General features: G+C 71.7%; 18 protein-coding genes. 7 read left to right on the plus strand and 11 right to left on the minus strand.

All coding sequences use genetic code 11. From position 1 onward, the window contains the following. Positions 1–57 precede the first annotated feature (57 nt). The 5 genes from ligD to BKA18_RS30630 form a co-directional block, all read right to left on the minus strand. Entirely contained in the window at positions 58–1,029 is a 972-nt protein-coding gene (gene ligD, locus BKA18_RS30610) for a non-homologous end-joining DNA ligase (protein WP_366044771.1), read from the minus strand. 156 nt (positions 1,030–1,185) lie between these two features. Further along, the gene (locus BKA18_RS30615; RefSeq protein ID WP_366044770.1) at positions 1,186–3,477 is read right to left on the minus strand and encodes an MMPL family transporter; all 2,292 of its coding nucleotides are present in this window, start codon (positions 3,475–3,477) and stop codon (positions 1,186–1,188) included. A 201-nt stretch (positions 3,478–3,678) separates the two neighbouring features. Further along, positions 3,679–5,028 carry an FAD-binding oxidoreductase gene (locus BKA18_RS30620; RefSeq protein ID WP_366044769.1) on the minus strand — a complete coding sequence of 450 codons (1,350 nt, stop codon included), beginning with the start codon at positions 5,026–5,028 and terminating at the stop codon, positions 3,679–3,681. Positions 5,029–5,089: 61 nt separating this feature from the next. After that, positions 5,090–5,959 carry a DAPG hydrolase family protein gene (locus BKA18_RS30625; RefSeq protein ID WP_366044768.1) on the minus strand — a complete coding sequence of 290 codons (870 nt, stop codon included), beginning with the start codon at positions 5,957–5,959 and terminating at the stop codon, positions 5,090–5,092. A gap of 33 nt (positions 5,960–5,992) precedes the next feature. Then, complete coding sequence (locus BKA18_RS30630; RefSeq protein WP_366044767.1) at positions 5,993–7,411, minus strand: arylsulfotransferase family protein; 1,419 nt, start codon at positions 7,409–7,411, stop codon at positions 5,993–5,995. Positions 7,412–8,184: 773 nt separating this feature from the next. On the opposite strand from BKA18_RS30630, the gene BKA18_RS30635 reads away from it, so the two are divergent. After that, a complete protein-coding gene (locus BKA18_RS30635) occupies positions 8,185–9,525 on the plus strand; it encodes an alpha/beta hydrolase family protein (protein ID WP_366044766.1) in 1,341 nt (446 codons plus the stop codon). Between the two features lie 29 nt (positions 9,526–9,554). On the opposite strand, the gene BKA18_RS30640 is transcribed toward BKA18_RS30635, so the two are convergent. Continuing rightward, complete coding sequence (locus BKA18_RS30640) at positions 9,555–10,127, minus strand: TetR/AcrR family transcriptional regulator (RefSeq protein WP_366044765.1); 573 nt, start codon at positions 10,125–10,127, stop codon at positions 9,555–9,557. Between the two features lie 96 nt (positions 10,128–10,223). Between BKA18_RS30640 and BKA18_RS30645 the strand changes: the two genes are divergently transcribed. Further along, a complete protein-coding gene (locus BKA18_RS30645; protein WP_366044764.1) occupies positions 10,224–10,511 on the plus strand; it encodes an antibiotic biosynthesis monooxygenase in 288 nt (95 codons plus the stop codon). 211 nt (positions 10,512–10,722) lie between these two features. After that, positions 10,723–11,463 carry an SDR family NAD(P)-dependent oxidoreductase gene (locus BKA18_RS30650; protein WP_366044763.1) on the plus strand — a complete coding sequence of 247 codons (741 nt, stop codon included), beginning with the start codon at positions 10,723–10,725 and terminating at the stop codon, positions 11,461–11,463. Between the two features lie 336 nt (positions 11,464–11,799). Here the strand turns inward: BKA18_RS30650 and BKA18_RS30655 are convergent, their stop codons facing one another. Both BKA18_RS30655 and BKA18_RS30660 read right to left on the minus strand, forming a co-directional pair. Further along, positions 11,800–12,576, minus strand: coding sequence for a polysaccharide deacetylase family protein (locus BKA18_RS30655; protein WP_366044762.1), 777 nt, complete (start codon positions 12,574–12,576; stop codon positions 11,800–11,802). Positions 12,577–12,762: 186 nt separating this feature from the next. Next, positions 12,763–13,506: a hypothetical protein gene (locus BKA18_RS30660; protein WP_366044761.1), complete on the minus strand. Its 744-nt coding sequence runs from the start codon at positions 13,504–13,506 to the stop codon at positions 12,763–12,765. Between the two features lie 275 nt (positions 13,507–13,781). On the opposite strand from BKA18_RS30660, the gene ggt reads away from it, so the two are divergent. Next, positions 13,782–15,611, plus strand: coding sequence for a gamma-glutamyltransferase (gene ggt, locus BKA18_RS30665; protein WP_366044760.1), 1,830 nt, complete (start codon positions 13,782–13,784; stop codon positions 15,609–15,611). A 202-nt stretch (positions 15,612–15,813) separates the two neighbouring features. Further along, positions 15,814–17,301 (plus strand): amidase, encoded by a 1,488-nt coding sequence (locus tag BKA18_RS30670; RefSeq protein ID WP_366044759.1) that lies wholly within the window; start codon positions 15,814–15,816, stop codon positions 17,299–17,301. A 32-nt stretch (positions 17,302–17,333) separates the two neighbouring features. On the opposite strand, the gene BKA18_RS30675 is transcribed toward BKA18_RS30670, so the two are convergent. The 3 genes from BKA18_RS30675 to BKA18_RS30685 all read right to left on the minus strand — a co-directional run bounded on the left by BKA18_RS30675 (position 17,334) and on the right by BKA18_RS30685 (position 19,954). Further along, positions 17,334–17,891, minus strand: a complete 558-nt coding sequence (locus tag BKA18_RS30675) for an isochorismatase family protein (RefSeq protein WP_366044758.1) — start codon at positions 17,889–17,891, stop codon at positions 17,334–17,336. Positions 17,892–17,969: 78 nt separating this feature from the next. After that, entirely contained in the window at positions 17,970–19,526 is a 1,557-nt protein-coding gene (locus BKA18_RS30680) for an MFS transporter (RefSeq protein ID WP_366044757.1), read from the minus strand. Further along, positions 19,523–19,954 (minus strand): MarR family winged helix-turn-helix transcriptional regulator, encoded by a 432-nt coding sequence (locus BKA18_RS30685; RefSeq protein WP_366044756.1) that lies wholly within the window; start codon positions 19,952–19,954, stop codon positions 19,523–19,525. The genes BKA18_RS30680 and BKA18_RS30685 overlap by 4 nt, the downstream gene beginning before the upstream one ends. A gap of 205 nt (positions 19,955–20,159) precedes the next feature. On the opposite strand from BKA18_RS30685, the gene BKA18_RS30690 reads away from it, so the two are divergent. Both BKA18_RS30690 and BKA18_RS30695 read left to right on the plus strand, forming a co-directional pair. Next, on the plus strand, positions 20,160–21,002 hold the full coding sequence (locus tag BKA18_RS30690) for a nitrilase-related carbon-nitrogen hydrolase (RefSeq protein ID WP_006602179.1): 843 nt from the start codon (positions 20,160–20,162) through the stop codon (positions 21,000–21,002). Beyond that, a complete protein-coding gene (locus BKA18_RS30695) occupies positions 20,999–22,321 on the plus strand; it encodes an aspartate aminotransferase family protein (protein WP_366044755.1) in 1,323 nt (440 codons plus the stop codon). Before BKA18_RS30690 ends, BKA18_RS30695 begins: the two co-directional genes overlap by 4 nt. The last annotated feature ends 47 nt before the right edge of the window (positions 22,322–22,368 follow it).

Here is a 22,368-nt window from a genome sequence, read left to right on the forward strand (position 1 = left end):
TCGCGCTTGCCGGCGTCCTCATGGCGAGCCTTCCCGGACCGGCGCGGATATCCCTCCTCAGCCGAGGCGGGTGAGATCGGGCCGCAGCCGGTGCCAGATCGGGTGCCGCAGCCGGCCGGCCGACGTCCAGCCGCTGAAGGCGACCTCGGCGACGAGCCGGGGCTCGGCCCAGTGCGCCCCCGCGACGTCCACGGGGTTGAGGAACGGCGACCGGTCGAGCGCGATGACGCCCAGGTACTGCGCCAGCTCCTGGCGCTCCCGTGCGGACAGCCCCGAACCGACGGACCCGACATAGCGCAGCCCCGCCGGCTCCGCCAGGCCGGCCAGAACGGAACCGGGCAGCCCGGCCAGCGCGCCGTGGCCCTCCGTCCAGCCCCCGATGATCACGTCGAGGGTCTGCAGATGCTTCGTCTTGCGCCACTCGGGTGACCGCACGCCCGGCAGGTACATGGAGGTCAGCCGCTTGGCCACCACCCCTTCGAGCCCGCCTTGCAGCGAGGCCTCCCACGCCTGCTGCGCATGGCCCTCGACATACGCGGGCGCCGACCAGTTCGGGCCGCGCAGCCCCAGCCCGGACAGGATCGACCGGCGCTCGTAATACGGCGCGGCCATCAGCGAGCCGGCCAGATACATCAGGTCGAAGAGGACCAGGTGCACCGGGTACTCCATCGCCAGGCGGGCGGTGCGCCGCGGATTGACCACGCCCATACGGCGCTGCAACAGCCCGAAGTCCGGCCGCCCGCGGGCATCCAGCACCACCACCTCCCCGTCGAGCACCGCGGGCCGGCCGCGCAGCTGCGCACCGAGCGGGCCCAGTTCCGGGTAGGTCGCGGTCGCGTCGTTGCCCGCCCTGGTGATCAGGCGGATCGTCCCGTCGCCCGGGGTGTTGACGATGCAGCGAGCGCCGTCCCATTTGGCCTCGAAGGCCCAGGCCGTCTCGTCGTCCGCGGCAGGCAGCGGACCGACCGTGGCCAGCATCGGCCGGATCACGGGGTACGAGGCCGAGCCACGCTCGGCGGTGGGGGCCATGGTTCGATGATCGCGGGATACCGGGGCGTTCGCAGATCGGAGGGGGCCGGTGCGGTCCAAGGGGGGCGGTCGGGTCTGCGGGAGCCGGACCGGCCGGGAGCCGGACCGGCCGGGGGCCGCGGTCCCGCCCGCAGGCTGCCAGGCCGTCGCCCCGTCCTACCGCCGGCCCCCGCCGGCCGCCGCCCCGCCCGTGGGGAGCTGCTCCTCGCCCTCCGTGTTCACATGCGGCAGGATCCGGTCCAGCCACCGGGGTGTCCACCAGGCCGCCGGGCCCAGCAGCGTCATCATCGCGGGCACCAGCAGCAGCCGGACCACGGTGGCGTCGATCAGTACGCTCACGGCCAGACCGAGGCCCAGCATCTTCACCACGATGTTGTCGCTGACGAGGAACGCGGCGAACACGCTCACCATGATCAGCGCGGCACAGGTGATCACCCGGGCGGTGATCTCCAGCGCATGCGCCACGCTCGCCTTGGCATCGCCGGTCCGCAGCCATGCCTCGTGCACCCGCGACAGCAGAAAGATCTCGTAGTCCATGCTCAGCCCGAAGACGATCGCGAACATCATCATCGGGACGTAGCTCTCGATGGGCACCGTGCCCGAGACCCCGAGCGCCGGACCGCCCCAGCCCCACTGGAAGACCGCCACCACCACCCCGTACGAGGCGGCGATCGACAGGACGTTGAGCACCGCCGCCTTCACCGCCACCAGCAGGCCCCGGAAGACGGTCAGGATCAGCACGAACGCGAGGGCGACCACCACGGCGATGATCAGTGGCAGCCGGCTGGCGACGATGTCCAGGAAGTCGACCTGGCCGGCGGTCGTGCCCGTCACATAGCCGTCCGCGTCGGTGCCCCGCACGGCCTGCGGCAGGACGTCCCGCTCCAGGCGCTTGACCAGGTCGGTGGTGACCCCGCTCTGCGGGGCCTGGGTGGAGTACGCGGTCCCGGTGAGCACCGCGCCGTCCGGGGTGGCCTTCAGCGGGGTGATGAAGGCCGCGCCCGGGACATCGGTGAGCGCCTTCTGTGCCTGCGCGGCCAGCATCGGGCGGTCCGCCTGCGGTACGGCCGACTCGTCGATCACCAGGGTCAGCGGGCCGTTGGAGCCGGGGCCGAACGCCGAGGACATCAGGTCGAAGGCCCGCCGGTCGGTGAACGACTTCGGGTCGGCGCCGTCGCCGATGTGCCCGAGCTGGATCGAGAAGACCGGCAGCGCCAGGACGACCACCACCAGCACCCCGACCGCCAGATACCACCACGGGCGGCGCTCCACCCGCTGGGCGTACCGGTGCCAGGTGCCGCGCGCCTCCTCGCCCGGTGCGGCGTCGGTCTCGGCGATCGGGCGGCGGACGTGCAGCCGGTCGATCCGGCGCCCGATCAGCCCGAGCAGCGCCGGGACGAGGGTGAGGGCGCCGAGCACCGCGGAGACCACGGTGAGGGCGGCCGCCACCCCGAGTTTGCCGATGAACGAGAGCTGGGAGACCCACAGCCCCATCAGCGCGATGATCACGGTGCAGCCGGACACCAGCACCGCCCGGCCGCTGGTGGCCACGGCCCGGCCCGCGGCGGTGACCGGGTCCGCACCGTCCATCAGGTTCTGCCGGTGCCGGGTGAGCAGGAACAGCGCATAGTCGATGCCGACGCCGAGGCCGATCATCGTGGCCAGTGTGGGGGAGACGGTGGCGAAGACGAAGACGGCGGCCAGCAGCCCCAGACAGGCCACCCCGCACACCGCGCCGATCAGCGCGGTCAGCAGCGGCACCCCGGCCGCCAGCACACTCCCGAAGCCGACCAGCAGCACCAGGATCGCCACCGCGAAGCCGATGATCTCGCTGAGCCGGTCGTTGGGCGCCGGCCGGGCCAGCTCGCCCAGCGGCCCGCCGTACTCCACCTCCACGCCCGCCGAACGCAGCGGCTTGACCGCCGCGTCGACGCCCTGGAGATAGTCGGGGTTCAGGGTGGACGGCTGCACGCTGAAGCGCACCGTGATGTACGCGGTCCGGCCGTCGGTGGACAGCGGGCCGACGTTCGGGGTGCCGGGCGGCGGCTTGGCGGGCGGTGCGCCGGGCGCCGGCAGCGGGTTCTGTGCGGCGAGCACCTCCGGCAGTTTGCCGAGGGCGGTGACGGCGCCGTCGATCTGGCTGCGGAACCCGGTCAGCGGCCGGGCCGCGTCGTGCAGCACGACCTGGCTGCTGTAGCCGCCGGCCTTCGGCTCGTGCTCCTTGAGCACATCGCGGCCCCGCGTGGACTGGACGCCGGGCAGCGCGAAGTCGTCGGAGTAGTCGCCGCCGTACGCATGCTGCAACACCTGGAGCCCGGCCAGGGCGGCCAGCCACAGCACGATGACCACGACGAAATGGCGGGCGCACCACTCCCCGATGCGGCGCAGCGCCCCCCGGGGACGGGGGGCGCCGGACGCGGGGACGCTCGGGGTCTTCGGCAACGACATGCGTGCTCCCGACGAGGGCCGGCCCTCCTGGCACATGCGGACAGTCAGCATTCAACGGCGGTTCGGCCGCCGCGGCACGTCCACCGGGGATCCGGGCGTCGGCCGGACGGGTGCACGGCGGCGCGGGACGCCGCCCGGCAGGAGACGGCATGGGCGTCGGCATACGGCCGGGCTGCGCGCTGCCTCCGTCGTTCCGCAGCGTCAGCCCTCGGCAGGCCGACCGAGCCACGACACGAACATCCCGTCGGGATCCCAGATGCCGCGCAGGTCGTCGAGCCGACGGAGGTTCTCCTCCGTGACGAAGCGGTACGGGCGGTTGAGCAGGTTTTCGTCGGCCAGCTGGATGCCACTGGCGTAGGGCTCCCATGCGCGCATGTGGTCGGTCACCCACCTGGTGTACATGTCGTCGTCGGCCGGATCGGTCCAGGCTGCATAGAGCCCGTAGTAGAGGTCGTCCTCCACGGAGTAGGCCATCGACGGGCGTGCGGGCGCTCCCTCGTAGCCTCCCCAGTTGAACACCACCAGGTGCGACGGTGCCGGCGGCCAGGTTTTCAGCATCTCCTCGAAGGTGGGCCACAGGTCGTCGAAGGGGGCGTGGGTCCACATGTTGTCGGCCAGATAGCGCTTGGTCTCGTCGTAGTGGGTGTCGGTGCCGTAGCGGCTCAAGGTGCCGGTGTCCGTCACCTCGTTGAGCCGGGTCGCGAGCGTCTGGGCGCGTGCGGGACAGGACTCGAAGAGCGACAGCTGTTCCCGGGCCTCTTCCTCGGTGTCGGTGAAGGCCGTCGCGTTCAGGGCGAGGAGTGGCTCGCCGTGGGTCATCGGATCGCGGCTGCACAGGAGATTGATCTCCGTCGGTGTCCGGCGGCCGATCTCGTGCACGAAGCCGTAGACGTCCTGCGCAGCCGCGGCCGGCCAGAAGTAGCCGCTGTTCATCGTGGTTCGCATGCGCGGATGGAGCGTGAGGTGGAACCGGGTGACGACGGCGAAGAAGCCGGGGCCGGCGCCGCGGGCCGCCCAGAACAGGTCCGGGTTCTCCTTCTCGTCGGCGTGCACCCGTTCGCCGGCGGCGGTGACCGCGTCGATGCCGGTGACGGACATGCAGGCCGGTCCGTAGTCCCGCCCGGCCCAGGCGAAACCGCCTTGCAGCAGGTATCCGCCGATGGACACGCCCGTGCAGTGGCCCGTGGGGAAGAAGAGCCGGCGTTCGGCCAGCATCGAGTTGAGTTCCGACCCCTTGATGCCGGGCTGGGCGGTGCCGGTCATCGTCTCCTGGTCGACCGTCACATGCCGTAGGTTCGAGAGGTCGATCAGTACCGTGTCGTCACGCAGGTGCGAGGCGGACCAGCTGTGGCCGCCGGAGCGCACCGCGATCTGCAGGCCCTCCTGCCGGGCGAGTTTGACCGCTCCGACGACGTCGTCCTCGTTGTTCGCCAGCACGATCACTTCGGGGTACCGGTCCGGCACCCCCGCGTGCCAGCAGGCTTCCCGGCGCAGGCTTTCGTAGCGGTAGTCGCCTCTCCGCAACACCCTCCCTTCGATCTGGGGGGTCATGGTCTTCTCCCTCCGGGCCCTTCGCTCTCTTCCGCGAGCGGGCTCCTGCTCGGACCACTGCTCACGGCTGGTCGGCCGATTCCTTGCGGGTGAACTCCTCGAAGATGTCCGGAAGGAACGCGGCGAGGTGGTTCATTTCCTGGGAGCAGTGCACGACCATCGCGCGGGCCTGCTCTGCGCCGAGTTTCCGTAGGGCTTCCGCAGCCGTGCCGAGCTCACCGGTCAGGGATGCTCCGCTGCGGGCGGTGACGTACCTGCCGCCCATCCAGAAGCGTGAGCGCATCTCGCTGCCGTCCTTCACCCGGCGTACGTGATGGATCAAGTAGCCCCAGTCGAGCGGGAGGCGGGACAGGCCGACCGTGCCGCAGACCGCGGTCGCCTCGTCCGGATCGAGGCCGTCGTCGCTGAACCCGAACCGGTGGGGAGGCACGAAACGAATGGCGAGCTCGCCGAGCGCATTGCCGACGTATTCATCGACGAAGGATGTGCCCCCGAGGTACCTCTCGCGGTAGGGGGTGCCGGGCGCCGCCGTTTCTCCTGCCCATTCCGCATAGACGTGGGCCCGCGGATACCAGAGCTTGTACCGCTGGGTCTCCGTGGCGTGCCACCAGAACCACCAGTCCACCATGCCCGGGGACACCCCGGGCATACGGGTCAGCGCGGCGATGTGCATGGAACCGTCGTCGAAGAGGCTGTAGCCGTTCTCCAGGTCGTGGTAGCCGGCGTCGCTCAGTGTTGCCGCGGCATCGAAGTCCAGGCACAGCGGCGGCGCCTGCGGACCGAGTGCGAGCGCCTCCCGGACGTGCTCCGGCAGCGGCGCCATCACCGGATTCCAGTACCTCGCATACCACTTGCCGTCGAGATCGCCGGCGTGCATTCCGAGGTGGGTCCGCCGGTCCGGGTCGGGCCGTGGTTCCACCAGGTCAGCCATAGTGCACCCGCTTTCGTGGTGTCGTGGTCGCCGTCATCCGGCCGGCGTCACGATTCTCGACGCACCGAGCACCCGCCCGTGCGCGTCAAGGGCCCTGACCTGGAAGAACGGGCCCTGGTTCACTGTCGCGAGCGCCGTCTCGAACCCGGTGCGCAGGGCGCGTCCGACGACCCGCAGCGAGCGGGGATGGGGTCCGGCGAGCAGTTGCCATCCTCTGGTCTCCGTGGACCCGTTCCACGAGGCGAAGACGACGGTGCGTCCGCCCGCCGCTCGTGCCGCCGCGCTCGGCGGGTAGTACGGCTTGCCGACCCATCGCTGGCGGTAGGCACGGTAGGAGATGTCGGAGCCCGGCATCTTCGCGTCGTAGAGCAGGTTCTGCAAGCCGTTGTACTGGGTGTTTCCCGGATAGGCGTACTCCGAGTAGTAGGAGTTCTGCCCCCACCCGATGAACTGGTTCCCGTGCGGGAGAGCCTGGGTGTTTCCTTGGGAGGCGGAGAACAAGGGCGGTGCGTGGTAGTAGGTCTGGTCGACGGTCGCTCGGCGGTGCGCGAAGTCGATGTTGAGGATCAGGCCATGTGATTCCTGCTCCGGTGTGCCGTCCGGCTGGTTGCAGCAGCCGTCGTCGAACATGGAGATCCGGCGTCCCGGCCGGAATCTGACGTCGTGCTGCCAGAAGAAGTCCGCGTTCGGACCGAAGGTGAAGTCGCTCCTTTTCCCGCCGAGTTGCCAGCGGATCCGGCCGTCCCGTCGGGAGATGTCGTAGGCCGCCCACATGTTGCGTGCCGAGACCAGCAGTTCACCGTTGGGTCCCTCGTCGATCGAATTCATGTGGTAGGCGTCCCACACTCCTCCGGATGACGACGCATCGGAGGCGGACACCTCGGAGTCGGCCGGATTGACGTGATCGAGGATGTCCCACGAGAAGACGAGTTCCCCCGTGGCGAGATCGACCTCCTGAACCTCGCTGTCCAGGATGGCGCCGTTCTCCGGACCGCCGTAGCGCCTGAGGTCCATGGGGATCGGCTTGGTCGCGATGAACAGTGCGGTTCCTCTGCGGGTCAGGATGAATTCGTGCTCGTCCGGATGGAAGCCGTGCCGGGCGAAAACCGTTCGGACCAGGCGGTAGTGGCTGTCGTAGACGTAGTAGCAGCCGCCCGGTTCGGGGGCGCCGCCCGGCAGGTTGGTGTACGCGGGCGGAATCGCGATGGACCCCTGCCACCAGGTCAGCACGGGCTCCGCCCGGCGGCTCCGGTGGTTGTAGTACGTCTGCACCTTGAAGTCGGCGTTCTGAAGGCTCGTCGAGGGCAGCGGACGGAACCAGACCGGCGCACCGGAGTTCTCGGAAATCAGCGCTCCGGTCTGGCCGATCATCGGGCTGCTGATGGTGTACGGGCCGACGAAGATGTTCCCGGGTGCTGTTCCTCGCCGCTGCGCGGTCACGCTGACGCGCATGGGATGAAGCCGTGGCGCGGAGACGAAACTCCACACGCCGGGGCCCGAAGTGATCAGCTCCGGTGCAGGGGGGCTCCCCGTCGGAGGCGCCGGCACGGTCGCACACAAGCGGGGCCCCGGCGGCGAACTCGCCTCGGCGGGAACCACACAGCCCGCGAAGGCGAGCCCCACGGCCAGTGTGCAGGTCCCGGCGGTGCGGCTCATCCGCCTCGTGGCCCCGCCGGCCCACGGCTTTCCCTCTGCCATCGTCTCTCCATCGCGAGGTGTCACATTCCTGAGCCGCCCGGGAAGTCCGTCAGCAAGATTGAGCGCCGGGAAGCCTGTGCTTGCTGGTGACGCTAAGCACAACGGTCAGCCGCCGCCCGCTGGAGACTCCGTCCGGTGGAGCGTGGATTTCGGACGTCACCCTGATGACGACGGCATGCGTATGCGTGGCCGGACCACGCGTCGGCGCCGGGTTCCGACGGGCCATCAGAATGTCGGGCCTATGCGGTCAAACCCGTCCCGACGGGCCATCAGAATGTCGGGCCTACAGGGTCAGGCCCTCCCAACGGGCCATCAGACCGGTGCCTGAGCAGGCGCGAACGGGCCGTCGATGCCTACCGTCACAGAGCACGGCTCCCGGCATGGAGCATCCCTGGGTGTAGGGCCGGGAGAAGGACGACAGGAAGCAGGCACAGGTGCGGTCATCAGCGATGAGTGAAGCCGCCGGGCACACACGTCCGCTCCGGCGATGCGTCCGCCGCTTCCTTCCCAAGGACGGAGGCCGGCGGGTGGGCGGCCTGAGGGGACGCTTCGGACGGTCGAGCAGGCCGGCGGCTGCTGTGCTGCTGGCGATGGTCCTCACCGGCTGCGGGTTCGTCACACCCCTGGGAAACTCCGACGGTTCCGGGGCAACCACGGGCAACGGCGACGTGGTGGGCACTCCCACACCGCTGCGCAACGTGCCCCGCGAACTGTCCACCGTGGCCGACGGAAAACTGGTCGTCTACCGCATGCCGGGAATTCAGGGAAACCGGATCAAGGCGACCGCCATGCTGTTCACGCCCAGAAAATCTCCGCCGGCCGGCGGCTGGCCCCTTTTCGTATGGGGTCACGGGACCGTCGGATGGGCCCCGGAGTGCGCACCGAGCGTCCAGCTCCAGGAACACAATAAATGGGCTGACGGGCCGAACGCCGCATTGTTGGCGGCCGTCCTGAAGATGGGAATTGCCGTCGTGGCCCCGGATTACGAGGGGCTGGGCCCGACGGCGGCCGGCGTCACGACCGGGCACGGCTATTACCATCTCTCCAGCGAGGGCAAGTCCATGATCTTCGCCGCGGTTGCCGCGAAACGGTATCTCGGTGGCCGGGCGTCCGGGGAATGGGTGCCGGCCGGCTGGTCCGAAGGAGGGTTCGCCGCGCTCGCCGCCGCGTACTACTCCCGGTTGTCCAAGAAGGCTGAGCCCGCGCTGGACTATCGGGGCACGATCGCCCTCGCCCCCGTCCCGGACGTCCCCGCCATGAACAAGCTCCTGTGGCGGGACATCGCCCACGCCTCCACACCCGGGACCACGCCCACGGACCATCAGATCGACCAGCTGGTCTTCGCCAACGCGGAAACCATCTACTTCACGAAAACCCAACGCAATGCGGGCTATCACGTCGTCCCCGGACAGATCTACGGCCAGAATATGCTGAAGTTCTATCAGCAGAACTGGCGGACGTGCCTGGACGATCTGAACGCGATGGTCAAGCATGATATCAAAAGCTACCTGAATTCCTCGCCTTCGCACCGCTTGGCGACATATCCCGGAATTCGCGGAGACGGTCCGAACTCGCTGCCGGAGAACAGGCGATTCTACGCGCGGAACCAAGGGAAGCTTGAGAACTCGACACTTCCGGGGTCGGTCCTCTGGCTCTATGGGGCCGATGACATCACCAGCCCGGGCGCTGTCACCTACCACGTCGTCAACAAGATGCTGGCCAACGCCAATGACATCAACCTCGCCGTTTTCGAGGGAGCCGGCCACTATGACGTCCCCACGGTCGGCCTCCCGCTGCTTCAGGCACGCCTGCGGCAGCTCTTCCCGGTGACGTCCTCTGCACACCGAGGCGAGTCACCCACCAAATGACCGAGTACCTCTAGGGGCCTGGGGCGGTGTCACCTCACGGGCCTGCCTCGCGGCACGTCAAGGATGATGTCGGCGGCGCGGGCGATGACCGGGGCGCGGTCGCGGCCGGGGTGGTCGGCGGCGAGGAAATGGCTGCCGATGGCTGTGCAGAAGGCGAGCAGGGCACGGGCCTCGACCTCGTCGGGGTCGGCGCAGAAGGTGCCGATCGCGTCTCGCGCCAACTGAATGCGCTTGTTGTCCACGCGGCGCAGGCGGTCGGCGACGGTGTGGTCGCGGCGGGCCCATTCGCGGACGGCCAGGTCGATGGGGAGCAGGCGGTCGCTGGAGAAGGTGAGCTGCCCGGCCATGCGGACTTTGTCCCGCGCGTCGGCGCCCTCCCGCTCCACCCGGTCGATGACGTCGTCGACGCTCTCGCGCTCCCAGGTGTCCAGCATCTCGGTCAGCAGTGCGTCGCGGTCGGCGAAGTACCCGTAGAAGCCGCCCTTGGTCACCCCCAGCGCCTTGGCGAGTGCCTCGACCCGCACCGTGTCCACCCCGCCCGCGGCCAGCGCCTGCAGCCCCGCCTCGACCCACTTCTCCCGCGGTGTGCGCAATGCGCCCATCGGTGGCTCACCTCACCCTGTCCCACCTGTTGTACGGAGCCGTATAAGGCCCTAGCTTACGTTGTACGGCATCGTATAACGCGAGAGGGGACACCTATGTCATTCGGTTTCGTTGCCTTCCACTACCCCGCCCCCGAGCACGTCGAGGAGTTCGTTCGCAACTGCCATCAGGTCGCCGAGGCGACGCGGCGCCAGCCCGGCTTCCTGTCCGTCGGGGTCTGGGTCACCCCGGACGGCGGGGCCGTCGTCACCACCGGCGCGTTCGAGTCCGAGGAGGCCTTCTCGGCGGCGGCCGAGGTCGGCCGCGAGATGGGCGCGACCCCCGAGGGCCTGAGCGACCTGGAGGTCAGGCCCCGCGAGGTCCACTTCCTCGTGTCGCGCTAGACAGCCGACCAGTATCAGCACATCGCATCGCCGCCCGGCCGTTCCCGCTTCCCCGTGGGGCTCCGTACCATTCCTCACGATCATTCGCGGCACGGCACGAGGTAAGGACTGATCCGTTGATGAACCGTCCCTGGGCATCCGGTGAGCTCTGCATGTCCCGCAGTCGTTCGGCCTGTTGCTGCCGTCCGGCTGCCCGGGCGGAGAGCGTCCGATGAGCAGCCGGGCGGTGCTGGTGACCGGGGCCTCGCGGGGGATCGGCCGGGCGGTTGCGGAGCTCTTCGCCGCGCGCGGGGACCGGGTCGCGCTGCATTACGCGTCGCGGCGGGAGGCGGCCCGGGAGGCGTTCGCGGGGCTGGCCGGGAGCGGGCACGTCCTGGTGCAGGGCGATGTGGGGACGCCGGAGGGCGCGGCGGCGATCGTCGAGGCGGCCGTGGACGGGCTGGGCGGCGTCGATGTGCTCGTCAACAACGCGGCCGCCAATGAGCCGCATCCGCTGGACCGCACGTCCTTCGAGGACTGGCAGCGGGTCTGGCGGCGCCTGGTGGACGTGAATCTGCTGGGGGCGGCGCATCTGACGCACTGCGCGGCGCGGAACATGATCGAGCGGGAGGTGGCGGGGCGGATCGTCAACATCGGGTCGCGGGGCGCGTTCCGGGGCGAGCCGGACCATCCGGCCTATGGCGCGTCGAAGGCGGCGCTGCATGCGATGGGCCAGTCGCTGGCGGTCCATCTGGCGCCGTACGGCATCGGCGTGGCCTCCGTGGCGCCCGGGTTCGTGGCGACCGAGCGGGTCGCGGACCGGCTGACGGACGAGGTGCGGCAGCAGAGCCCGTTCGGCCGGGTCGCCTCGCCGCAGGAGGTGGCGTCCGCCGTGCTCTACCTCGCCTCGCCGGAGGCGGCCTGGGTCTCCGGGGCGGTGCTCGACGTCAACGGCGCGTCGTATCTGCGCTGAGGGGCACCGGGAGGCACCGGGACAAGCCGAGAAGCCGAGAAAGGGGAAGCCCCGGCCGAACGGGGGAATTCGGCCGGGGCGGCTCGGGGGCGCGGAGTGGTGACGGCGACGGGCGCCGGGATGCTGCCGCGCGGTGGTGGGCCGGCTTCCCTGAGGGAGGGCCCTCGGACGCCGTCGCGCGGCGCCGTTTCCAATTGAACGATAAACCATAGGGTGAGCTTCCGGCGTACCGGGTGACGGCACTCACCCTTCGCCGCCGGTCGCCGGCGGCCGGCCGGCGGCACCGGGCGGCGCGGTCCCCGCCCCTCCGTGAGCCCGTCACCAGGGATCGGGGCGTCACGGCTCGATCCGGATCGGACGGAAGCCGTCGGCCAGCAGACGTGGCAGATACCACTCCAGCGCCTGGACGGTCTGCCGGCGCTCGCCCCCGCCGTCGTGCGACAGGACGATCGCGCCGGGACGGATCTCGGCCAGGACGGTGTCGATGATGGTCTCGGCGCCGGGGGTCGTCCAGTCCTGTGAGTCGACCGCCCAGCCGACGGGCGACATGCCCAGGTCGTTGCAGATGCTCAGCGAGGGGTCGTCCCAGGCGCCGTACGGGGCGCGAGCCAGGTCGGGGGCGCTGCCGAGGACCTCTTCGAGCAGGCTGCTGGTGCGCCCGAGTTCGCTGCGCACCGCGCCCGGGGGCAGCGTGGTGAGCTGCGGATGGGTCCAGGTGTGGTTGGCGACGGCGTGCCCCTCGTCGGCGATGTCCCGCAGCAGGTCCGGGAACGCGACGGCGTTCTCGCCGACGACGAAGAACGTGGCGCGGGCATCGTGGCGGTGCAGGATCCGCAGGATGTCGGGGGTGTGTCGGGGGTGCGGACCGTCGTCGAAGGTCAGGAAGATCTCGCGGCGGTCGGTGGACAGCGTGAAGGCCACATCGGGGTGCGGTGGCGAGGCGCCCGGACCGGAACGGGAGGTCTCGCCGGCCATCGGGCGCAGCGGGTGAGTCTCCAGGGGCCCGGCCGTGGCGGGCCGGCCGGCGCCCGCCGGCGGGTCGGCTCCCGCGGTACGGGGCGCCGCCGTGCGGTGCGGGCCGCCCGTCTCCACGACGCGGGACGGGAGCAGCACGCGGCCGACGGCGAGCGTACCGATCACGAGCGCGGCCCGGAGGAACGCCCGCCTGGCACTTGTGTGCTCATCGGATGTCACCCTTCAGGTGCTCTCACGCGGCCTTCCGGGGCGGCGGGAGCGACACGGGGCGGGCGGGTTCCGTACCCGATCGGCCCGCACGGCTGCCGGGCGACCTCCGGCCTCTCAGGCCGCCGCCCGGTGGCCCTTCGCCTCCGCGGCCGTGGTCGCGGCCTTGGTGACATCGGCGACCAGCTCGACGACATCGGGCCCGTACGCCTGCGAGTTGACCACCTTCAGCAGCAGGCAGAACTGGCCGTCGGCCCCGTGCTTACGGGCCAGCCGGGCACGGTTGCGGACCAGATGGCGGACCGCGGCCCGGTGGGTGACCGGGCGCTGGCCGGCCGCCAGGAACACCGGACGGTCGCCCTCACCGGCCCGCAGCCGGGCCAGCAGCACGTACTCGACCGCGCCGGGCTCCATCCGGTACGCCGTGCCGCCGATGGTGAACGTGCCGCGGCCCACGCCGGACTCGTCGCCCGGCTGCACCGCGACCCCCGGCAGCAGATTGGCCAGATGGGCCGCCAGCCGGCGGTGCGCGGTCGGGTCGCCGACACAGAACTCGGTGCGTGCGCCGAAGCCCTGCAGGCCGGTGTCGTGCGGCGCGACCTCGGGGTGTGCACCGCAGTTCTCGATCACCCCGGCCAGCCCCAGCAGCGCCAGCGCGTCATGGCGCGGGATGCTCCAGTGCGCCGAGGAACTGTCCCGGTGGGTGACCAGCACGCACTCCGAACCGTCCGGCAGCCCGAAGAAGGCCTGCTCACGGGTCATCTTGTGGCGGACGGCCGCCGATCGCACGGCCCAGCCGGCGGCCAGGCCCACCAGGAGGGCCGCGGCCGCGATGGTCAGGAGCTGCAGGGTGTCGTCCATGGCCGGGGAGCGTAGCGGCATCCCGGGTGTGTGTTCGAGGGCGGGCGGGGAGCCCGGGCGGCTTGTCCCGGTCCGTGCGCGCCTACCGGATCCGTACGTAAAAGGGCAGCTGATCCGTACGTAAAAGGGCAGCCGATCCCGCCGCGCACGGGCAGCCGCTCCGTACGCCCATGGGCCCACCGCATCCCGCAGACCCTCTGTCGGGGCGCTGTGCACACGAGTAGGCTCCGGCCGCCCCTTGCCGCCGCCTCGCAGGCCCTTGGAGGAATCCCGGTATGACCAGAGCCCGACGCCTCACCGTCCTGGGAGCGGCCGCCGCGCTGGCCGGCTCCATGGTGGCGATTCCGGCCGCCGCCGGGTCCGCCGCGCCACCGCGCCCCGATGCGGCCCGGGGCCGCGCCACCGCCGCACCGGAGAAGTCCCCGGTCGCCGTCGGCTACGGCGGGGCCGTCTCCAGCGTCGACGCGGACGCCTCCGCCGCCGGCATCTCGGTGCTCCGGAAGGGCGGCAACGCCGTGGACGCCGCGGTCGCCACCGCCGCCGCCCTCGGCGTCACCGAGCCCTACTCCGCGGGCATCGGCGGGGGCGGCTACTTCGTCTACTACCAGGCAAGATCCCACTCCATACGCACCCTCGACGGCCGGGAGACCGCCCCGCGCACGGCCGGCAAGGACCTCTTCCTGGAGAACGGCACACCGCTCCCCTTCGACCAGGCCGTCACCAGCGGACTGGGCATCGGCACCCCGGGCACCCCCGCCACCTGGGACACCGCCCTGCGCACGTGGGGCAGCCGCTCCCTGGGCCAGGTGCTGGGCCCGGCCCGCAAGCTGGCCGCCGACGGATTCACGGTCGATGCGACCTTCCGCCAGCAGACCGCGGACAACGAGGCGCGCTTCCGGGACTTCCCGGCGACCGCCGGCCTCTTCCTGCCCGGCGGCAAGCTGCCGGCCGTCGGCTCGACCATGAAGAACCCCGATCTGGCGCGTACGTACGGGGAGTTGGCGCACAAGGGCGTCGGCGCGCTCTACGACGGCGCGGTGGGCCGGGACATCGTCCGTACCGTCCGGAAACCGCCGGTGCGCCCCGGCTCCACCCGCAGGGTGCGGCCCGGCAAGCTGACCGTGGGCGATCTGCGGGCCTACCGGGCCCTGAGCCAGGCGCCGACCCACACCCGCTACCGCGGCCTCGACGTCTACGGCATGGCGCCGTCCTCCTCCGGCGGCACCACCGTCGCCGAGGCGCTCAACATCCTGGAGAAGAGCGATCTCTCGCGGCTGAGCCAGCAGCAGTATCTGCACCGCTATCTGGAGGCGAGCCGGATCGCCTTCGCCGACCGCGGCCGCTGGGTCGGCGACCCGGCGCAGGAGAACGTACCGACCAAGGGCCTGACCTCCCAGCGGTTCGCCGACTCCCGGGCGTGCCTGATCCGCGACGACAAGGCCCTGACCAGCCCGCTGGCGCCCGGCGACCCGCGCCACCCGAAGCCCTGCGGCCGTGCCGGCAGAGCCGCCCCGACGACGTACGAGGGGCCGAACACCACCCATCTGACCGTCGCCGACAAGTGGGGCAACGTCGTCGCCTACACCCTGACCATCGAGCAGACCGGCGGCAGCGGCATCGTCGTCCCGGGCCGCGGCTTCCTGCTCAACAACGAGCTCACCGACTTCTCCTTCGTGCCCGCCGACCCCGCCGTCCATGACCCGAACCTGCCCGGTCCCGGCAAGCGGCCGCGGTCGTCCATGTCGCCGACGATCGTGCTGCGCCACGGCCGGCCGGTGGTGGCGCTCGGCTCGCCCGGCGGCGCGACCATCATCACCACCGTGCTGCAGACCCTGGTCAACCACCTCGACCGGGGGATGCCGCTGGTCGACGCGATCGCCGCACCGCGGGCCAGCCAGCGCAACGCGGCACAGACCGAGCTCGAACCCGCCCTGTGGAACAGCGCGCTGCGCACCCAACTCGAAGCGCTCGGCCATGCCTTCAAGCCGAACCCGGAGATCGGGGCGGCCACCGGCGTCCAGCGGCTGCCGGACGGCCGCTGGCTGGCCGCGGCCGAAAAGGTACGGCGCGGCGGCGGCGCGGCGATGGTCGTCCACCCGAAGTGACGGCGCCGGCGGGTGCGTCCGGCCCACGCCACCGCGGGTGGGTAACCCGGACGACACACCGCCGGCACTCGCCCGGCCCCTGTGTGCCGTCCGTGTGTCGTCGATGTACCGCTCCGCGCGGCGCCGTTGATGGTGATCGAGGTGGCGATTAGCCTCCTGGGACCGTTCGTTCGAATGAGCGGTCCCAGGGAGGGCACGCAGCGTGAGCGTTGACGAGAGCCAGGACAGCGAGACCGGAGCGGCCCCGGCCCGGCACATCGGTGCACCGGCCGGGGAGTTGGAGGGCCTCGCCGAGCAGGCGCGGGCGCTGGCCGAAGGGCGGGTGACCTCGACCGCCCTGGTACGGCGGACGCTGGAGCGCATCGCGGCCACCCAGGGCACGGTCAATGCCTTCCGGCGGGTACGGGCCGAGGCGGCGATGGCGGAGGCCGCGGAGGCCGACCGCAGGCTGGCGGCCGGGGAGCGGCTGCCCCTGCTCGGGGTGCCGGTCGCGGTCAAGGACGACACCGACGTGGCGGGCGAGCCGACCGCGTTCGGCTGCGCCGGCGAGTTCCCGCCCAAGGAGCGCGACGCCGAGGTCGTCCGCCGGCTGCGCGCGGCCGGCGCGATCATCGTCGGCAAGACCAACGCCTGCGAGCTGGGGCAGTGGCCGTTCACCGAGGGCCCGGCCTTCGGCAACACCTGCAACCCCTGGAACCTCGCCCACACCCCGGGCGGCTCGTCCGGCGGCTCGGCCGCGGCGGTCGCGGCCGGGCTGGTGCCGGCCGCGCTCGGCACCGACGGCGCGGGCTCGGTGCGGATTCCCGCCGCCTGGTCCCACCTCGTCGGCATCAAGCCCCAGCGCGGCCGCATCTCCACCTGGCCCGACCCCGAGTCCTTCCAGGGCATCACCGGCATCGGACCACTGGCCCGTACGGTCGAGGACGCGGCGCTGCTGCTGGACGTGGCCAGCGGCAACCACGAGGGCGATCTGCACCGGCCACCCCCCATCGCGGCCCGCGAGGCGGCCGGCCGCGACCCGGGCCGGCTGCGGATCGCGCTGTCCTGGAAGGCGGCCCTCACCTTCACCCGCAAGCCGCTGCACCCCGATGTCCGGGCCGCGGTGACCGGCGTGGCCCGCACCCTGGCCCGCCTGGGGCACTTCGTCGAGGAGGCCGAACCGGACTACGGACTGGTCGGGCTCGCCTTCGTCCCGCGCGCCACGGCCGGCGTGGGGGAGTGGGCGGACCGGGTCCCGGACCGCTCCCTGCTGGACCGCCGGACGCGGGGGGCGGCACGGATGGGCCGGCTGCTCGGCGGCCCCGTCCTGCGCCGGGCGCGCGCCGTCGAGCGGCGCCAACAGTCCCGGATCGGCGCGCTGTTCGGCCCCTACGACGTCCTGCTGACGCCGACCACCGCCACCCCGCCCCCGCGCATCGGCACCCTCGCCAAGCTCAACGGCTGGCGTACGGATCAGGCCATGATCGCTGCCTGCCCGTACGCCTGGCCGTGGAACGTCCTCGGCTGGCCGGGCGTGAGCGTGCCCGCGGGGTTCAGCGCCGACGGCCTGCCGCTGGGCGCCCAGCTGCTGGGCCCGGCCCATGCCGAGCCCCTGCTGATCTCGCTGGCCGCCCAGCTCCAGGACGATCTGCGCTGGCACGAGCGGCGTCCGCCCGGACACCCGGAGCGGCTCGACGGCGTACCGCGCTGAGCTCAGGGCGTGTCATGCCCCAGGTGTATTGATCACGAGCCGAGCAGCGCGAGGATCGCCTCGGTCGTGTCGGTCTCGCCGAGCCGCGGGAAGACCTTCTCCACGCTGTTGTGGTGGGTGTCGGCGTCCAGGTCGGTCACCGCGTCGGTGGCGACGGTGACGTGGTAGCCGTGCTCGTGCGCGGCACGGGCGGTGGACTCGACCCCGATGCTGGTGGCGATGCCGGCGAGGACGATCTGGGTGACCCCGCGGCGGCGCAGTTCCAGGTCCAGGTTCGTGCCGTGGAAGGCGCCCCACTGCTGCTTGGTGACGAGGATGTCGCCGTCCTGCCGGCCGAGTTCGGGCACCAGCTCCGCCCAGTCGGCGGGCGGGGTGCCGCCCGGCCGCGGGGACTGGGTACGGCCCGGCGCCCCGCCCGTGACGTTCACCAGGACGACGGGCAGCCGGTGCGTCCGGAACGCGGCGGCCAGCCGGGCGCCGCGCCCGATGACGTCGGAGGAGGGCAGCGGGACGCAGGGCAGACCGGCGATGCCCCGCTGCAGATCGATCAGTACCAGGGCGGTCGTGGCATCGAGGGTGGTGGCGGGCACGGGGGCTCCTTGTGTGGTGAGGGGTGGTGGTGTGGTGACGGGGGTGGCCGTTGTGGGCCGGGAGGCCGATGGCTGGATTCAGCCGCCGGTCCCGGTCGTGGTCCCGGTCCCCGTCGCGCCGGGCCGCAGGCTGCGGTCGGCGAGGGTCAGGGTGAGCAGCAGCAGGCCGAGCACGATGCCGATCAGGGCGATCTCGTGCAGCCCGGAGTCGGAGGCGCGCTGCCCGTACAGCAGCCCGATGAGGCTGGAGGCGGTGATCGCGCCGAGGTACTGGGCGGTGCGCTGGAGCCCGGCGGCCGCGCCCACGCCGTCGGCCGGGGCCTGGGCGTAGACGGCGGCCTGGTTGCCGGTGGAGGACAGGCCCTGCGGGATACCGAAGAGCGCCCCGGCACACAGCAGCGCGACCAGCGGGCTGGCGCCCTGGAGCAGAAGGAAGACGCCGCTGCCCAGGGCGAGACAGACCGCGGCGACGGTCAGCGGGGCGCGGATCCCCTTCGTCCGGGCGCCCATGAGCGAGCAGACCGCGGCCGCGAGGGACATCGGCAGCATGATCAGTCCGGCCTGGAAGGACGAAGCGCCGTGCACCTGCTCCAGCCACTGGCTGAAGCCGTACAGCACGCAGTAGATGACGAGGTAGGTCAGTCCGTGCCGGAGGTAGGTGCGCACCAGCGCGCCGTTACGGGCGAGCATCCGCAGGTCGATGAAGGGCGCCGGATGGCGCAGCTGCCACCACACCAGGGCGCCCGCGAGCACGCCGGCCGGCGCCAGCAGCAGCCACTGCGGGTCCTCCAGGTGCAGCAGGAAGACCATGGCGCAGGTCAGCGCCGCGGCGAACAGGGCGATGCCCAGCGGGTCGAGGGAGGCGGAGGCGGACGCGGACACACTCCCGTCGTGCGCCGGCCGGGCGTCCTTCCGGTCGGCCGGGAGCCAGAGCAGCGCACCGAGCAGGGCGAGCAGCGCGAGCGGGACGTTCACCGCGAACACCGCGCGCCAGCCCGCGGTCGCGGCGAGCAGCCCGCCGAGCGTGGGGCCGACGGCCGCGCTGGCCAGCGCGGCGAGCGAGAGCCGGCCGAGCACCTGACGCGGGGTGGGGCAGCCGGTCCGCCGGGACTCGGCGCGCAGTACCGCCATCGCGGCGGGGTAGGCCGCCGCGGTGCCGATCCCGAGCACGACCCGGGAGACGATCAGCAGCGCGAAGGTGGGAGCCAGCGCCCCGAGGACGCCCGCCGCGCAGACGGTCAGCGCACCGGCGGCGAACACCCGGCGGGGCCCGATGCGGTCGGCGAGCCGCCCCATCGACGGCTGGCCCACCGCACTGGCGAGATACATCGCGGAGACCAGCCAGGCGGTGTCGGCGGCGCCGACGTGGAAGTCCTGGCCGATCGCCACCAGAGCGGTGGCGATCATCGTCGAATTGATGGGGTTCAGCAGCGAGCCGAGCAGCAGCGGTGCCATCAGCCGGGGGCCGAAGGCACGGCCGGAGCTGGGTCCGGAGCCGGTGCCGGCGCGGGGGGCGGTCCGTTCGCCGGCCTCCTGCGCCGGGGCGCCGGCCGCCGCCGGTATGGCGCCGGCCGGCGCCGGTATCGCCGCCTCCGGCACAGCGCCGCCCCGTCCGAGCCTCGCGGAGTCGCTCATTCCGACATCAGCCGCCGCATCAGCTCGGTGGCCGTCGCCAGGGTCCGCTGCTCCTCCGGGGTCAGCCGGTCGGCGATGGCCACGGCCAGCCAGTTGTGCTTGGCCTGCCGTACGACGGCGAGCAGCCGGCGGCCCTCCTCGGTGAGGGAGAAGACGACCTGCCGGCCGTCCGTCGGATGCGGGCGGCGGGCGAGGACGCCGCGCTCCTCCAGCGCCCCGACGGTCAGCCGCATGGACTGCGGGCGGACCCGCTCGGCGCGGGCCAGGGCGGCGATGGTCGCCTCGCCGTCGGTGTCGATACGGCCGATCACCGCGCGCTGGGTCGGGGTGAGCTCGCCATGGGGCGAGGCGGCGCGCATCTGCCGCATGAGCAGGGAGACGGTGGCGCCCAGCTCCGTCGCGAGGTGTTCGTGATCCTTTTCCGGCATACCTCCAGCGTAGGAGATTGACAGGCAAACTTGCAAGCTTGCCTGTCAATATTCCCGAAAGACGCCCGGGCGCGCCACAGTGGAGATGGTCTTGCCACGGTGGGTGACGGGGCTTACGGTCACCTCCACACGCGTAGATCGCGCCGTGCACCGGGTCGTGGATCCCGCGTGGCCGCAGGCTGACGCATCGACAAAGGAGCAGCTCATGGCCGATGTTGTGCGTGCCGCACTGGTCCAGGCGACCTGGACCGGCGACACCGAATCGATGATCGCGAAGCATGAGGAGTACGCCAGAGCGGCGGCCGCGCAGGGCGCGAAGGTGATCGGCTTCCAGGAGGTCTTCAACGCTCCGTACTTCTGCCAGGTCCAGGAGCCCGAGCACTACCGCTGGGCCGAGCCGGTGCCCGACGGCCCGACCGTCCGGCGGATGCAGGACCTCGCCCGCGAGACCGGCATGGTCATCGTCGTCCCCGTCTTCGAGGTCGAACAGTCCGGCTTCTACTACAACACCGCGGCCGTCATCGATGCCGACGGCACGGTCCTGGGCTCCTATCGCAAGCACCACATCCCGCAGGTCAAGGGCTTCTGGGAGAAGTACTACTTCAAGCCGGGCAACGCCGGCTGGCCGGTCTTCGACACCGCCGTCGGCAAGGTCGGCGTCTACATCTGCTACGACCGCCATTTCCCGGAAGGCTGGCGGCAGTTGGGCCTCAACGGCGCCCAGCTGGTCTACAACCCCTCCGCCACCTCCCGCGGGCTGTCCGCCTACCTGTGGCAGCTGGAGCAGCCCGCGGCCGCCGTCGCCAACGAGTACTTCATCGCGGCGATCAACCGGGTCGGTGTCGAGGAGTACGGCGACAACGACTTCTACGGCACCAGCTACTTCGTCGACCCCCGGGGCCAGTTCGTCGGCGCGCCAGCCAGCGACTCCAAGGAGGAACTGGTCGTCCGCGACCTCGACTTCTCCCTGATCGACGAGGTCCGCCAGCAATGGGCCTTCTACCGAGACCGCCGACCCGACGCGTACGACGGGCTGGTGCAGCCATGACCCAGCACCCCCAGGACGCGGCGAGCCTGCACGCCCGCCACCAGTCCGTCCTGCCCTCCTGGCTGAGCCTCTACTACGAGCGGCCGCTGGAACTCACCCACGGCGAGGGCCGGCACGTCTGGGACGCCGAGGGCAACCGCTACCTCGACTTCTTCGGCGGCATCCTCACCACCATGACGGCCCATGCGCTGCCCGAGGTGACCAAGGCCGTCAGCGAGCAGGCCGGCCGCATCATCCACACCTCGACGCTCTACCTCTCCCGCCCCGTGGTCGACCTGGCCGAGCGGATCGTGGCGCTCTCCGGCATCCCCGACGCCCGGGTCTTCTTCACCACCTCCGGCACGGAGGCCAATGACGCGGCCCTGCTGCTGGCCACCGCGCACCGCCGCTCCAACCAGGTCCTGGCGATGCGCAACAGCTACCACGGCCGGTCGTTCTCCACCGTCGGCATCACCGGCAACCAGAGCTGGTCACCGACCAGCCTCTCGCCGCTCCAGACGCTCTATGTGCACGGCGGGGTGCGGACCCGCGGCCCGTACGCAGAGCTCGGCGACCGTGCCTACATCGCGGCCTGCGTCGCCGACCTGGAGGACATGCTCCAGCAGACCGCGGGCGGCATCGCCGCGCTGATCGCCGAACCGGTCCAGGGCGTCGGCGGGTTCACCATGCCGCCGGACGGCCTGTACGCCGCCTTCCGGGAGGTGCTCGCCCGGCACGGCATCCTCTGGATCAGCGACGAGGTGCAGACCGGCTGGGGCCGTACCGGCGACCACTTCTGGGGCTGGCAGGCGCACGCCGACAACGGCCCGCCGGACCTGCTCACCTTCGCCAAGGGCATCGGCAACGGCATGGCCATCGGCGGCGTGGTGGCCCGTGCCGAGGTGATGAACTCGCTCACCGCGAACTCCATCTCCACCTTCGGCGGCAGCCCCGTCACCATGGCCGCGGGCCTCGCCAACCTCAACTACCTGCTCGAACACGATCTGCAGGGCAACGCCCGACGGGTCGGCGGACTGCTCATCGAACGGCTGCGGGCGGTGACCGCCGGCCTCGACCTCGTACGGGAAGTGCGCGGCCGCGGCCTGATGATCGGCGTCGAACTCGTCCGTCCCGGCACCGACGAGCGCGCGCCGGAGGCCGCGTCACTGGTGCTGGAGGCCGCGCGCGAGCGCGGTCTGCTGATCGGCAAGGGCGGCCAGGGCGGCGCCTCGCTGCGCATCGCGCCCCCGATGACACTGACCGTCGCCGAGGCGGAAGAGGGCGCGACGCTGCTCGCGGACGCACTCCAGGCGACGCAGGGGGTACTGGCGCCTTCGTAGGTGCGCGCTCCGGGAGCGCGCACCTGGGGCCGGGGCCTGTCGGGGAT

This window comes from Streptomyces auratus, from assembly GCF_050433025.1.
Classification (GTDB): Bacteria; Actinomycetota; Actinomycetes; order Streptomycetales; family Streptomycetaceae; genus Streptomyces; species Streptomyces sioyaensis.

Coding starts and splice junctions, on each gene's coding strand:
- ligD (WP_366044771.1), bottom strand. CDS start 1,029: ATGGCCCCCACCGCCGAGCGTGGCTCGGCCTCGTACCCCGTGATCCGG.
- BKA18_RS30615 (WP_366044770.1), bottom strand. CDS start 3,477: ATGTCGTTGCCGAAGACCCCGAGCGTCCCCGCGTCCGGCGCCCCCCGT.
- BKA18_RS30620 (WP_366044769.1), bottom strand. CDS start 5,028: ATGACCCCCCAGATCGAAGGGAGGGTGTTGCGGAGAGGCGACTACCGC.
- BKA18_RS30625 (WP_366044768.1), bottom strand. CDS start 5,959: ATGGCTGACCTGGTGGAACCACGGCCCGACCCGGACCGGCGGACCCAC.
- BKA18_RS30630 (WP_366044767.1), bottom strand. CDS start 7,411: ATGCGCGTCAGCGTGACCGCGCAGCGGCGAGGAACAGCACCCGGGAAC.
- BKA18_RS30640 (WP_366044765.1), bottom strand. CDS start 10,127: ATGGGCGCATTGCGCACACCGCGGGAGAAGTGGGTCGAGGCGGGGCTG.
- BKA18_RS30645 (WP_366044764.1), top strand. CDS start 10,224: ATGTCATTCGGTTTCGTTGCCTTCCACTACCCCGCCCCCGAGCACGTC.
- BKA18_RS30650 (WP_366044763.1), top strand. CDS start 10,723: ATGAGCAGCCGGGCGGTGCTGGTGACCGGGGCCTCGCGGGGGATCGGC.
- BKA18_RS30660 (WP_366044761.1), bottom strand. CDS start 13,506: ATGGACGACACCCTGCAGCTCCTGACCATCGCGGCCGCGGCCCTCCTG.
- ggt (WP_366044760.1), top strand. CDS start 13,782: ATGACCAGAGCCCGACGCCTCACCGTCCTGGGAGCGGCCGCCGCGCTG.
- BKA18_RS30680 (WP_366044757.1), bottom strand. CDS start 19,526: ATGAGCGACTCCGCGAGGCTCGGACGGGGCGGCGCTGTGCCGGAGGCG.
- BKA18_RS30685 (WP_366044756.1), bottom strand. CDS start 19,954: ATGCCGGAAAAGGATCACGAACACCTCGCGACGGAGCTGGGCGCCACC.
- BKA18_RS30690 (WP_006602179.1), top strand. CDS start 20,160: ATGGCCGATGTTGTGCGTGCCGCACTGGTCCAGGCGACCTGGACCGGC.
- BKA18_RS30695 (WP_366044755.1), top strand. CDS start 20,999: ATGACCCAGCACCCCCAGGACGCGGCGAGCCTGCACGCCCGCCACCAG.